At 44.8% G+C, this 13,236-nt stretch carries 12 protein-coding genes; all 12 read left to right on the forward strand.

The window, feature by feature from the left end; genetic code table 11:
* Window positions 1-54: 54 nt before the first annotated feature.
* The gene (gene kdpA, locus M0P91_RS04395; RefSeq protein ID WP_295065006.1) at window positions 55-1,752 is read left to right on the forward strand and encodes a potassium-transporting ATPase subunit KdpA; all 1,698 of its coding nucleotides are present in this window, start codon (window positions 55-57) and stop codon (window positions 1,750-1,752) included.
* 9 nt (window positions 1,753-1,761) lie between these two features.
* Window positions 1,762-3,783: a potassium-transporting ATPase subunit KdpB gene (gene kdpB / locus M0P91_RS04400; RefSeq protein WP_295065008.1), complete on the forward strand. Its 2,022-nt coding sequence runs from the start codon at window positions 1,762-1,764 to the stop codon at window positions 3,781-3,783.
* Between the two features lie 11 nt (window positions 3,784-3,794).
* Complete coding sequence (gene kdpC / locus M0P91_RS04405) at window positions 3,795-4,385, forward strand: potassium-transporting ATPase subunit KdpC (protein ID WP_295065010.1); 591 nt, start codon at window positions 3,795-3,797, stop codon at window positions 4,383-4,385.
* Entirely contained in the window at window positions 4,366-7,044 is a 2,679-nt protein-coding gene (locus M0P91_RS04410; RefSeq protein WP_295065012.1) for a DUF4118 domain-containing protein, read from the forward strand. The genes kdpC and M0P91_RS04410 overlap by 20 nt, the downstream gene beginning before the upstream one ends.
* A 2-nt stretch (window positions 7,045-7,046) precedes the next feature.
* Entirely contained in the window at window positions 7,047-7,748 is a 702-nt protein-coding gene (locus M0P91_RS04415) for a response regulator transcription factor (protein WP_295065014.1), read from the forward strand.
* Between the two features lie 218 nt (window positions 7,749-7,966).
* On the forward strand, window positions 7,967-8,953 hold the full coding sequence (locus M0P91_RS04420; protein WP_295065016.1) for a hypothetical protein: 987 nt from the start codon (window positions 7,967-7,969) through the stop codon (window positions 8,951-8,953).
* Window positions 8,954-9,045: 92 nt separating this feature from the next.
* Window positions 9,046-9,303, forward strand: a complete 258-nt coding sequence (locus M0P91_RS04425) for a hypothetical protein (protein WP_295065017.1) — start codon at window positions 9,046-9,048, stop codon at window positions 9,301-9,303.
* Entirely contained in the window at window positions 9,284-9,709 is a 426-nt protein-coding gene (locus M0P91_RS04430; RefSeq protein ID WP_295065019.1) for a type II toxin-antitoxin system VapC family toxin, read from the forward strand. Before M0P91_RS04425 ends, M0P91_RS04430 begins: the two co-directional genes overlap by 20 nt.
* A gap of 105 nt (window positions 9,710-9,814) precedes the next feature.
* Window positions 9,815-10,081, forward strand: a complete 267-nt coding sequence (locus tag M0P91_RS04435) for a hypothetical protein (protein WP_295065021.1) — start codon at window positions 9,815-9,817, stop codon at window positions 10,079-10,081.
* A 284-nt stretch (window positions 10,082-10,365) separates the two neighbouring features.
* The gene (locus M0P91_RS04440) at window positions 10,366-11,262 is read left to right on the forward strand and encodes a helix-turn-helix domain-containing protein (protein ID WP_295065023.1); all 897 of its coding nucleotides are present in this window, start codon (window positions 10,366-10,368) and stop codon (window positions 11,260-11,262) included.
* Window positions 11,263-11,368: 106 nt separating this feature from the next.
* Window positions 11,369-12,448 carry an alkene reductase gene (locus M0P91_RS04445; protein ID WP_295065025.1) on the forward strand — a complete coding sequence of 360 codons (1,080 nt, stop codon included), beginning with the start codon at window positions 11,369-11,371 and terminating at the stop codon, window positions 12,446-12,448.
* 26 nt (window positions 12,449-12,474) lie between these two features.
* On the forward strand, window positions 12,475-13,209 hold the full coding sequence (locus M0P91_RS04450) for a pirin family protein (RefSeq protein WP_295065027.1): 735 nt from the start codon (window positions 12,475-12,477) through the stop codon (window positions 13,207-13,209).
* Window positions 13,210-13,236 lie beyond the last annotated feature (27 nt).

Below are 13,236 nucleotides of genomic sequence, written 5' to 3' on the forward strand. Positions count from 1 at the left end.
CTCTCTTTGCTACTGTACTTCGTTTATACCCTTGTAAAGATTGAGGAGCTGTAAATGGAAGTCTTGGATATGGGCTTGTTCGCATTATTTGCGTTCACGGTAGTTGTTTTCGGATTTTTTCTCGGAAACTATGTGTATAAAATTTTTGACGGTAAGAAAACGTTTCTCGATCCCGTGATGAACCCGATCGAAAATCTCCTCTTTCGTATCAGCGGTATCAATGCAGAGAAGTCACAAAGTTTTAAAGAATATACCCTCTCGTTGATGATATTTAATCTCTTTGGAATATTTATCCTCTTTTTTATCCTCTATTTTCAAAGTGCGATGGGACTCAATCCCCAAAACTTTTCAAATTTGAGCTGGCATTTGGCACTCAATACGGCGATCAGTTTTGTCACCAATACGAACTGGCAAAGCTACGGCGGTGAGAGTACCATGAGCTACTTTTCACAAATGGCAGGATTAAGTGTCCAAAACTTCCTCTCAGCCGCAACGGGTGCAGCGGTAGCTGTCGCGTTGATGCGCGGACTTACCGGTAGAGGTATCGGGAATTTTTACGTTGATCTTACTAAAACAACATTACGTATTTTAGTACCGATCGCATTTGTGTATGCGATATTTTTGGTCTCTCAAGGGGTGATCCAAAATTTCTCCTCGTATGTGGATGTAACAACAATCGAAGGGGGGAAACAAACTCTTGCGATGGGACCGGTGGCGAGTCAGGAAGCGATTAAGATGTTGGGAACCAACGGCGGCGGATTTTTCAACGTCAACAGCGCCCACCCGTTCGAGAATCCAAACGAATTGACCAATTTCATCCAAATTTTTTCGATCTTTTTGATCCCTATCGCCCTGTTGTTTACGTACGGTAAATTTGCCGGAAACCGTCGTGAGGGGATTGCGATCTTCGGTGCGATGGCATTGTTGTTTGCTCTGACTCTTGGATCAACGTATTATTTCGAGTCCCAGGGCAATGTGATGTTGACACAGCTAGGGGTCGAAGCGGGGCCTAGTATGGAGGGTAAAGAGGTGCGGTTCGCTCTGGGAGTCTCAAGCTTGTTTGCGACCGTCACTACGGCGGCATCGTGCGGTGCGGTCAATGCGATGCATGACAGCTTTTCACCGCTCTCCGGCGGCGTATTAATGCTGCAGATGATGGTCGGAGAGGTGATCTTCGGCGGTGTCGGTGCCGGATTTTACGGGATGATGATCTATGCACTGCTCTCCATGTTTATGATCGGTCTGATGGTCGGGAAAACGCCGATGTATCTGGGCAAAAAGATCGAGGCCTACGAGATCAAAGCGGTTATCATCGCGCTGCTTCTCCCCTCAGCGGCGATTTTGGGCTTTTCGGCGATCGCGGCAAATTGCGCCGATGGATTGGCCGGTTTAAACAATGCCGGGCCGCACGGTTTGAGCGAAATACTCTATGCTTACACTTCGGCGGCGGCGAATAACGGAAGCGCGTTTGCGGGGCTTACGGCTAATACACCGTTTTACAACGTGACATTGGCGATTGCTATGTTTATCGGACGTTTCGGGGTGATTATCCCGATGATCGCGATTGCCGTGAGTATGTCGAACAAAAAAACGTATGCCCTCTCATCGGGTGCGGTACGAAGCGACACTATGACGTTCACGATCTTTTTAGCCTTTACGGTTCTGATTTTGGGTGCGTTGACCTTTTTACCCGCGTTAACGTTTACAGCGATTGCCGAGCATGTTTTGATGCATTCGGGCAAGCTGTTTTAAGGAAATAGTATGAAAAAAGCAATTGAAATTAATAATAATAAAATCATTAAAGAGGCGATAAAAGAGTCGTTTATCCGTCTCAATCCGAAACATCAGATCAAAAATCCGGTCATTTTTGCCGTGACGCTCAGTTCGGCGTTTTGTACGGTTCTCTTTTTTACCGGACATTTTGATCCTGCGGACTTTTGGTTTAATCTACAGCTCTTGTTTTGGCTGTGGTTTACCGTATTATTTGCCAACTTCGCCGAAGCGTTGGCCGAGGGGCGAGGGAAAGCACAAGCATCAAGTCTGCGTCAAACCCAAAGCAATCTCAAAGCGAACCGTTTGATCGGGGATAAAATCGAGAATGTCGATGCATCGCTCTTGTTAAAAGGAGATATCGTCATTATCAAAGCGGGAGAACTGATCCCCTCTGACGGTGAAGTGATCGAAGGGGTTGCCAGTGTCAACGAGAGTGCGATTACCGGAGAATCGGCTCCCGTTATCCGTGAGAGCGGCGGGGATCGAAGTTCGGTAACGGGGGGGACGACGGTGCTCTCCGACTGGATCAAAGTACGGGTCACGGCGGCTAGGGGAGAGAGTTTTCTCGATCAGATGATTTCACTGGTTGAGGGGGCAAAACGTCAGAAAACCCCGAATGAAATCGCCCTCAGCCTGATCCTAATCGGATTTAGCCTGATCTTTTTACTCGCGGTAGCGACATTGCAACCGTTAGTAGGCTATTTTGAGAGTTCGTTTTCACTCCTCGTTCTCGTAGCACTCTTCGTCTGTCTAATCCCTACTACGATCGGCGGATTGCTGAGTGCCATCGGAATTGCCGGGATGGATCGACTGTTACGTAAAAACGTCATCGCTACCAGCGGTAAAGCGGTCGAGACGGCGGGGGATATTTCGGTGTTACTTCTCGATAAAACAGGGACGATCACCTTCGGAAACCGTATGGCAAGCGAATTTTTCACCCTAAACGGAGTGAGTAAAAACGAGCTTCTCTCCTATGCGATTTACTCATCCAAAGCCGATGAGACACCGGAGGGGCGCAGTATCGTCGCACTGGCAGAGAGTATGGATGGGGCACCTTTGACATTAGTAGGAGAAGAGATATGGGTTGCGTTTAGTGCCGATACCCGCCTAAGCGGTGTAAACGTCGGGGATGTCCATATCCGTAAAGGGGCGATGGACTCGGTCGCACAATTTGTCGAAAACTACGGAGGGATACTCGATGTTGAGTGTCGCGGAATCTGTGAAAAAGTCGCTAAAGAGGGGGCAACCCCTCTGGTCATCGCGGTCAATGCCAAAGTCCTCGGGGTCGTGATGCTCAAAGATATCGTGAAACCCGGCATCAAAGCCAAATTCACAGAATTGCGTGCAATGGGGATCAAAACGGTCATGATTACGGGAGATAATCCTCTCACCGCAGCGGCAATCGCGGCGGAAGCGGGAGTCGATGATTTCGTCGCCGAGGCGACGCCGGAGACGAAGATCCGTCTCATTCAAAAGTACCAACACGAGGGGTATCTCGTCGCAATGACCGGGGATGGCACCAACGACGCTCCGGCATTGGCACAAGCCGATGTGGGGTTGGCGATGAACAGCGGGACGCAGTCGGCAAAAGAGGCGGCGAACATGATCGACCTCGACAGCTCTCCGACCAAACTCATCGAAATCGTCGAGGTGGGAAAACAGCTTCTCTCGACACGCGGAGCGTTGAGCACGTTTAGTATCGCTAATGACGTGGCCAAATATTTTGCCGTCATTCCGGCATTGGCGGTTCTGATTTTCCCATCCCTTGCGGTACTCAATATCTTGGATTTGGCAAACCCGAAAAGTGCGATCCTCTCGGCGGTTATCTTTAATGCCCTCATTATCGTCGCGTTGATTCCCGTCGCGTTACGCGGTGCGGCGTTCAAAGCCCAAAGTGAAGAGGCGGCATTACGACGCAATCTTATGATTTACGGTTTGGGCGGAATTATCACTCCGTTTATCGGGATCAAACTCATCGATATGGTGATCAGTGCCATCGGTTTGGTATAAGGAGAATAGAGATGTTTAAAGAATTAGAAAAATCGGTACTCTTGTTTAGCAGCCTGGCGTTGATTTGCGGACTTGCTTATCCGCTAACCATGAATCTCATCGCTAACAGTGCGTTTGAAGCTGAAGCAAAAGGTTCATTGGTCTATGAGGGGAAAACTCCCATTGCTTCGACGTTGATCGCCCAAAATTTTACCCGTGCGCACTACTTTCATCCCCGTCCCTCTGCGGCGGGAGCGGACGGGTATGACGGAGCCTCATCGAGCGGATCGAATCTGGGCTATACCAGTCAAAAATTGCATGATGCCATCAAAGGGCGGGTTGAAGTCTATCGTGCCGAAAACAATCTAAGCACTACACAAAAAGTACCGATGGATGCGGTGACGGCGAGCGGAAGCGGTCTTGATCCTCATATCACACTGAAGAATGCAACCATTCAGGCTAAACGGGTAGCCGCGTCACGAGGGATTCAGGAGGCCAAGGTGATCGATCTCATTCATCAAAACGTCCAAAAGCCTTATTGGGGTATCATAGGGGAAGAGAAAATCAATGTCGTAACCCTAAATCTAACATTAGACAGAGAATTTGGAAAAGTTAAAATCTAAAGCAGAGCGGCTCCTCGAAGAAGTTCAACAAGCCGAAGAGGGAAATTTTATCCTCTATCTCGGTGCCGCTGCCGGAGTCGGTAAGACCTTTGCGATGCTCTCCAGAGCTCGTCAACTCCAACAAAGCGGCATCGATGTTGTCGTCGGGTATCTCGAAGCACACGGGCGGATGGAAACCGAATCCCTTTCAGAGGGGCTGGAAATCATCCCCACCAAAAAAATCCGTTACGGCGGAGCGGAGTTTGGGGAGGTGGATATCGATGCGATCCTCAAACGCGACCCCGAAGTGGTGTTGATCGATGAACTCGCCCACACCAATACGATAGGCTCCAAATACGAAAAACGGTATCAAGACGTCCTCGAAATCCTCTCTCACGGCATCGATGTCATCGCGACGATGAACATCCAGCACATCGAGAGTCTCAACGACATCGTCTATTCACTCACCACTGTTCGTGTCATCGAAACGGTTCCTGATAGTATACTCGAACGTGTTGACAGTTTCCGTCTCATCGACACCCCTCCTGATGAGCTGATCGATCGGCTCAAAAACGGTAAAATCTATCCGCAAGAGCGTGTCGAATCGGCACTGAAAAACTTTTTTACCGAACAAAATCTGAGCAAACTGCGTGAACTTTCCCTCCGTAAAGCGGCGCTCAAAGTAAGCGATGAGCTTAATGAATATTCGGTGGCCAAACGTGATGGCAGAAGGGCGCAGACCAATACGGTGATGGTCTGCATCGATCACCATGAAGAGTCGATGGACGCGGTGCGCTATGCCAAACGGCTCAGTGATTCGCTAAAAGCCGATCTAATTGCCCTCCAAATTACCTCCGATGCCCCCGGAAATGCCCAAAAAAGTGCTCAGATACGTAAACACATCCGTCTTGCCGAGAGGCTTGGGGCCACCGTCATCTCGAAAATCTCGGGAGATAAAACCGATGCGGTGATCGAATCGATCGAAGAATACGGTATTACGGAACTCGTCATGACACGTCCGAAAAGCCGATTTTTCGGATTGCTGTTTCCCAATCTGACGAAAAGCGTTATGGATCGAAAACCCTCTTGTATTATCGATGTCGTTCCGTTTGAGAAAAAACATCCCGATTTGCTAGAGCAGTTGAACCTGTTTTCCGACATACCGGATAACTTTCGATTGTACGGACAATCGTTGGGGATTCTTTTGGCGCTTACCGGCTTTGCTTTTCTCATTAGAGAGGGGCTCGGAGTCGTCAATATCGCCCTTTTGTATCTCCTTTTGACCCTCTTTTCTGCGGTGCGTTACGGGGTTGCCTACTCATTCTTTAGCGCATTGGTCGGGGTATTATTATTCGATTTTCTCTTTATCGAACCCTATTACAGTTTCAGTGTCAGCGACCTGCGCTATGCCCTGTCTTTCATCATCTTTTTGATCGTCGGCTATACGGCAGGGAAACTCTCCGATGGGATCAAAGCCAAAAACAAAGCGATTAAAACGGAAGAGACCCGTTTCCGACGCCTCTATGAACTGAGCACAGGATTGGGAGATTTTGAAAACGAGACGGACGCTTCCATGTTTGCCGTCAAAAAGCTTCATGCCATTTTCGATTCGAAAACGATTGTTTTTATTCCGGATGAAACGGATAACCTTCAGGTCGTAGCGGCAATCATAAACGGAGAGATGCTCAGTCGTGAGGAGTGTCAGTACTATCGGATAGCCTCTAATGATCAAGCCTGTACACAATGGGTTTACCGTAACGGTGAAAGTGCCGGGAAATTCACCAATACCCTCCCCAATGTCGAAATGACCTTTTTCCCCTCAAAAGCGTTTGACAAAACAGTTGCCGTTGTTGCCGTTGAGTTGCCGTTGTTGGATGCTCCGACGTATGAGCTCCTCTCGGCATTTATGAATACACTGGCGGTTTCGCTGTGGCGATTCGGACTTTTTCGACAAAACCAGCATATCAAATTGGTGGAAGCTTCGGAAAAATTAACTTCCGTCCTTTTTAACTCCGTCTATCATGAGCTAAAAACCCCTTTGGCCGCGATTTTAGGATCGGTGAGTACGATCAACAGTCCGGAGGTTACTATCTCTGATGCATCAGAAAAACAGTTATTGGAAAATATTGAAGAGAGCGCTTTTGAGATGGAGCGGATCCTTAAAAATCTCCTCGATTTTGCACGGTTGGAAAACGGATTGATGCAGTTGAAAAAAGATTGGTGCGATGTAGGGGATATTATCGGAAGTGCCTATCAAAAAGCATTAAAGCAGCATCCTCGCGAAGATGTGACCTTTAGTTTCGATGTTGATTCCCCACCGATCAAAGGGGATTTTTCGTTGCTGGAGCAGGCGATGCTCAATCTCTTCGATAATGCGTTAAAATATTCAAAAGCAGGCGAAGTGAAAGTTCAAGTCGCCAAACGGGGACCTAACCTCGTGATGAGTGTTAGCAACCCTAGCGATATAGAGGGATCTGAACTCTCCAATATCTTCGATAAGTTTTATCGGGCTGAAACGTCGGCGAAAGTCAAAGGTTCCGGTTTAGGGCTCTCCATCATCAAAGGGATCGTTCAGGCACACAAAGGCAATATTCATGCAACCAAACGGTACGGCGAATTTGTATTATCGATAACTTTACCGATCGATACGCATGAGTCGTCACTCGATCCACAGGAGTAAGAATGGGAGCGATTTTATTGGTCGAAGATGACAGCGGAATCCAAAAAATGTTGAGTATTGCTTTGGGTGCGGCGGGATATGAACTCATCAAAGCGGGTTCGGTCAAATCAGGTCTCGTGGCACTCTCTCAAAACCCGATTTCTTTGGTGCTTCTTGATCTTGGTCTTCCTGATGGAGACGGCAAAAAGTTTATCAAAGAAGCGAGGTTATTCAGCGATGTAGCGATTATCGTGGTCAGTGCGCGTGATATCGAGTCTGAAAAAATCGAAGCATTAGAGATGGGGGCAGATGACTATCTCACCAAACCCTTTGGCATCGGTGAATTGATCGCACGGATCAAAGCACTCTCCCGTCGTGTCAAAGAAAAAGACGACTCCGAACAGCGTGAGATTACGATCGGAAAGCTCACCGTTAATCTCGTGAATAAAACTGTTACTATCGATTCCAAGCTCGTAAAACTGACGAAAAAAGAGTTTGAGCTTTTAGCCCTGTTTGCAAAAAATAGGGGGAAAGTGTTGACCCATACCTTTGTACTGGAAAATATTTGGGGGAGAGGATATGGACATGAAACCCATTATCTACGTGTCTTTATGGCACAGCTTCGCAAAAAAATCGAGGAAAACCCCTCTATTCCTCAGTATATTGTCACAGAATCGGGGATGGGATATCGGATGAGTGAACCTGTTTCGATGATATACGCTTAGGTAACAAAAATGCATGTGCCATGTGCTGAAAGTGTAGAAAAGCGAGTCTTGTCGGTAGTGCTGCGGCTGCGCTCAAAACAGAGTGATCAGAGAGCTCTGTCAAAAGTGCAGTCTCTAAACATAATAGAAGACAAAAAAGTATGAATATGATAAGATTACTGATCGCGGAGGATTTTGGAATAATTCGAAGACGTAAGGGAATAGGGGAGGGAAACAGGATGTGCACCGTCGGAAGTATGACCTTTTCAACGTTATACAGCATGAAAGATTGCCTGGAACAGGCAAAGGTCCCTATCCTGAATCGCTGGATGGCGTATGGCGATACGGTTGAAGCGTTGGGGCGAAACAAAATGACGCCGGAGTTTTTCAGCCACTATTTCGGAATCAAAGTGATCGAGTATGCCCTCGGAGTGATCAAGGGGGTGAACAAACCCGGAAACTGCCCGGTAATAGGGGTCATGCTGAGCTTTTTCGAGAAGAAAAACATTCCGATGGAAGATCTCTTTTTGATCTGCGTCAATTTCAAAAATGCATTTATCCGCCATATGCTGGAAGAGGGGGTATTGACTCCGGATGCACTGTATGAGGTTTCCCTTCTCATCGATCGAAATTTCGCAGGGGTCATACGCGCCTACAGGGATGCGAGTTGTAAAGCATGCGTCAACGACATAGAGCAGAGCGGTTCGCATGTTGAAGATTTTCCCGTGATTGCGCATCACCTTCCTTTGCCGGAAGGAGGGGAACCCTGCACTTCGGCGTTGCAGTATCTGCAGGAGATCGAGATTGATATCGAAATATTAGACGAATTGGATGAAATCGAGCGGGAAACGCTCTCTTCACTTGACCTTTCGGGTGTGATCGATTATGAAGGGTATCGCGAAGTGATCGGTTTGTTTTCCGACTATGTCAAAGTTCTCAATCAGCTCTTTGAATTCAAAGAGCTGGCATATACTCTGATAATGCTGATCGAGCTACTGGAAAACTCGTCGATTGATGAGATGGGGGAAGAAAAAAGGGGGATGCTTACTCTCTATATCAAAGCGATTATCGAGGATCTATCACTCTGGCGTAGGGCGGTTTTCGTCGATCAGAGTGCCGAAGATATCCATTATCTGGATCGGACTTTGCTAAGTTCGATTGCGCAGCTTCAGATACTGCTCTCAGAAGAAGGCGATGCCGAAACCGAAGAGATCGAATTTTTTTGATATGGCCGGATGTTGCTCATCTGTTTTTAATATAATGAATTTTTCCAAAAGCGTGATACAATATGTGATACAAAATGCAAAAAGGAGATTTTATGATATCGGTCAGACTCGATGATGCTATAGAAAATCAATTGAACTTTTTGTCTCACGAGCGAGATATACCCAAAAGCAAAATCATCAAAGACGCGTTGCGTTACTATTTCGATATGCTCAAAAAAGAGCAAAAAGAGAAAACACCCTTTGAGCTTGGCAGCGAACTTTTCGGGAAATACGCCAGCGGTGATGGAACCCTCTCAACGACGTATAAACAAAAAATAAAAGAGAAAATCGATGCAAAAAACGCTCATTGACAGCGGACCGCTCATCGCGCTGTTCGATCGGAGCGATCGGTATCATTCCAATGTCATCGAGTTTCTCAAAACGTATAAAGGTGAGCTTATCACTTCGTGGGCAGTGATCACCGAAGTATCCCATATGCTCGATTTTAATCTACAGGTCCAAATCGATTTTCTCAAATGGGTCGAACGGGGCGGTGTGACGATTTATGACATTTCCCAAAGTGATATAGCCAACATCCGTCTAATGATGGAAAAGTATATCGATATCCCGATGGATCTCGCCGATGCGACGCTGATGTACATCGCCAACACCGAAAATATCAAAGAGATTGTCAGTATCGACAGCGATTTTGATATCTACCGAACACTGAAAAAACAAAATCTGAAAAATTTATTGAAAACAGGTGTCAAAAAATAGGTGAAGTGATAAAGTAAGGGGTCATGTATTCAATATGCTTTGCAACATAGTCTCCTTTTAGCCCCCTAAGTTATAATAAAAGACTTTTTTAGATGCGGGGCAGGGATGAATACGGACGAGATCGGGGCATTGTTACAAGATAAGAGCAAGCTCCTCTCCGAGACCTACTTCGAACTTCAAGCGGCGTGTGAAGCCAAATACGGTCCCGATACCCTCGTCATCATCGAAGTAGGCTCTTTTTTCGAGGTCTACGAAGTCAATAACGAAGAGATGAAGATCGGAAAGGCGAAAGAAAAAAACAATATTCATAATCACCTTTCTGTATATCGTTCAAAACCCCATACAATAGGCTTTTTAAGCTTATTTTTATGATCCTGCAAAGCACAATAAACTACATAGAATCTCATTAACAACTACATAAAAAGTTACATAATTCGAAAGTCCATTAGAAAATCAGCAAGAGTTTTTTTATTACGATCAAGTATGAATTTAAGCAAGGCATTTTTCATCCAATATGTTTTATGAGTAATAAATCAAAAGTTCAAAGAAAAAATTATAACATAGACAATATTTCGGAGTTGCCTACATCACAATCATTGAAATGATCTAAAATGATATAATTTTATACGGTATACACTCATATATCAGGAATTAATATGGAACTTCAATTACTTGCTATTGAACAAGCTCTGAGCAATTACCAACATTTACATAGAGCAAAGCCGAAGTTCGGAATGGATGTATTATGTGAGGATTTTAAAGCTCAAAATATTGTGGTATTGCAAAATGACGGTACAAAAAAAACGGGAACCCCTGTTCGATTCAATTTTTATACGATGATTTTATGTCTGCATGGCGGGTCAATACGCAGTGTCAATCAGCATGAATATATCATTAAACAGCATTCTCTGCAACTATTACCGCCTGGTACGATCCATTCATTTGAAGACACACATGAACGAAGTGAATATTATGTCCTTTTGTTCGAAAAATCGTACATTGATATGAATGAGTTAATGGCTTTTCATGATGCTAATTTTGATGCTGCCCAGTTAAGTACAAACCATTTTAATAAAGTCAAAGAACTCTATGAAGAGATTGATGCGGAATTAAAGAGTAAAAATGAAAATTTTATGACCTATGTCAGAATCCTATTGGGGCAGGTTTTATTAATTTTACAGCGAGAAAAGCTTAATGCGATAGTCCCTGCGAAACAAAGCAAGAGCGATTTGATATGCAGCCAGTTTTTAGGTTTGGTGGAGGAAAATTTTTTAAAATTCAAAAATATATCAGGCTATGCACAGATTATTGAATTGACTCCGAAACACTTAAGTGAAACGATCAAAGAAAAATTAGGGAATAGTGCACTTCATTTTATTCATAAGAGGATTATCAAAGAGGCTGAATATCTCTTGGTGTATACTCAGATGAGTATGTATGCTATTGCAACGAGTTTGAACTTTTCTGATGCTTCGCAATTTTCACGTTTTTTCAAACAGCATAAAGGACTTAGTCCAAAAAACTATCGTCTTAATTTCCAAATCACCCACTAAAACCGTAAAATTGTCAATTTTTGCGTAATTTTACACTTCCTATCTGATCTCATATACTGTTATTATCATACTCTATAAGTTAAACAAATGGCAGGAGGAAAAATCCATGAATCTATTTTCAAATGTGAGTATTGGAAAATATACTTTGAAAAATCGTATTGTCATGGCACCGATGACACGTTGCCGAGCTGTTGAAAACAGTTGTGCTAATGAGCTAATGGCCCAATATTATGCTCAAAGAGCATCGGCTGGGTTGATCATCACCGAAGCTACACAGATATCTGAGTTGGCAATCGGTTATCCCTGCACACCGGGAATGTATACGAATGAGCAAATATCGTCTTGGAAAAAAGTGACTGACGCCGTTCATGCAAAAGGGGGGCTTATTTTTGTGCAGTTGTGGCATGTTGGAAGGGTGAGCCATTCCTCTTTTTTAGGTGGAAATCTTCCAGTCGCCCCATCAGCTATTAAGCGTTCGGGTGAACACTTTACCTTTGAAGGGATGAAGCCTTTCGAAACTCCGAAAGAACTGATAATCAGCGAAATTAAATCAATCGTTCAAGATTTTGCGGATGCGGCGAAGAATGCGATCGAAGCAGGATTTGACGGAGTAGAGATTCACGGTGCAAACGGTTATCTGATCGACCAGTTTTTAAGAGACGGCACCAATCAGCGTCATGACGAATACGGCGGAACGATTAAAAATCGAAGCAGATTTTTATTTGAAATACTCCAAGCTGTATCGGATGCTATCGGAAGTGATAAAACCGGTGTAAGACTCTCTCCAAGCGGAACCTTTAACGATATGAGCGATTCCAATCCCCAAGAGCATTTCAAATACATCTGCAAAAAGCTGAATAATTATAATGTGGCTTATTTACATATCGTAGACGCTCTTGAGGGGGATATCCGTCACGGTGCCAATGTCGTAGAACTAGGGTTGCTTCGAGATACTTACAAAGGAGTGCTGATCACCAACGGCGGTTATGATAAAGCCAGAGGAGATCAGACGATAGAGAATGATCTCGCCGATGCCGTAGCCTATGGGGCAATTTATGTTTCCAACCCTGATTTAGTGGAGCGTTTCAAAATCGATGCCCCGTTGAATGAGGTCGATCCAAGCGTCTTTTACACACAAGATGCAAAAGGGTACACCGACTATGGGAATTATTCCGATAGTCACTAAAAATTAACGTCTAAAAAGGATAAACGATGTTGGTACATAAAACGAAATCCCAGCAACAGATTCAATATCTTTTTGATAATAAATTTGTTGAAAATAAACCGATACCATTTCCTGACTACAACAACCGTTATGCTTATTCGAATCTATTCTATTGGGCGCATTTGGAAGCTTACGAGACGGCTGAATTTCCTTTGCATCCCCACAAAGGGTTTGAAATCATGACCTTTGTTCTCAAAGGATCGATAGAGCATTTTGATACAGCTACAAATGTTTGGACACCGATTGGCGAGGGCGGTTTTCAAGTGACGCAAACGGGGGAAGGGGTTTACCATTCTGAACGGATACGCAAAGGCTCCGAACTGTTTCAAATATGGTTTGATCCCGATTTTTCCAAATCGCTTAAAGTTCCTGCGAGCTATCAAGACTATTCACAAAAGGATGTGACGACTATAAAAGCCGAGGGGATTACCATACAAGAATATGTGGGATTGAATAACGGCATCCCGCATCAGACTGATAACATCACTATTACCAGAGAGTTTTTCGAGAGAGGAAATCATACAAGAGCGGCGGATGAGTCATTGATCTATTCGATCTATGTCATTAACGGCAACGGTATGATCAATCAACAAGCAATCGCTAAAGATGATTTTGTGCTCATTGACGATGCTTCGACAATCGTTGTAAATGCAGATGAAGAATTGGAACTCTTTATAATCGTATCGCCAAAAAACCTTTCCTATCCCCGAGTGAGAGTATAAAACGGAGAAACTTTTTATCGACTGTCG

Origin of the sequence: Sulfuricurvum sp. (assembly GCF_023229695.1) — a bacterium.
GTDB lineage: Bacteria > Campylobacterota > Campylobacteria > Campylobacterales > Sulfurimonadaceae > Sulfuricurvum.

Coding starts and splice junctions, on each gene's coding strand:
- kdpA (WP_295065006.1), top strand. CDS start 55: ATGGAAGTCTTGGATATGGGCTTGTTCGCATTATTTGCGTTCACGGTA.
- kdpB (WP_295065008.1), top strand. CDS start 1,762: ATGAAAAAAGCAATTGAAATTAATAATAATAAAATCATTAAAGAGGCG.
- kdpC (WP_295065010.1), top strand. CDS start 3,795: ATGTTTAAAGAATTAGAAAAATCGGTACTCTTGTTTAGCAGCCTGGCG.
- M0P91_RS04415 (WP_295065014.1), top strand. CDS start 7,047: ATGGGAGCGATTTTATTGGTCGAAGATGACAGCGGAATCCAAAAAATG.
- M0P91_RS04420 (WP_295065016.1), top strand. CDS start 7,967: ATGTGCACCGTCGGAAGTATGACCTTTTCAACGTTATACAGCATGAAA.
- M0P91_RS04425 (WP_295065017.1), top strand. CDS start 9,046: ATGATATCGGTCAGACTCGATGATGCTATAGAAAATCAATTGAACTTT.
- M0P91_RS04430 (WP_295065019.1), top strand. CDS start 9,284: ATGCAAAAAACGCTCATTGACAGCGGACCGCTCATCGCGCTGTTCGAT.
- M0P91_RS04435 (WP_295065021.1), top strand. CDS start 9,815: ATGAATACGGACGAGATCGGGGCATTGTTACAAGATAAGAGCAAGCTC.
- M0P91_RS04440 (WP_295065023.1), top strand. CDS start 10,366: ATGGAACTTCAATTACTTGCTATTGAACAAGCTCTGAGCAATTACCAA.
- M0P91_RS04445 (WP_295065025.1), top strand. CDS start 11,369: ATGAATCTATTTTCAAATGTGAGTATTGGAAAATATACTTTGAAAAAT.
- M0P91_RS04450 (WP_295065027.1), top strand. CDS start 12,475: ATGTTGGTACATAAAACGAAATCCCAGCAACAGATTCAATATCTTTTT.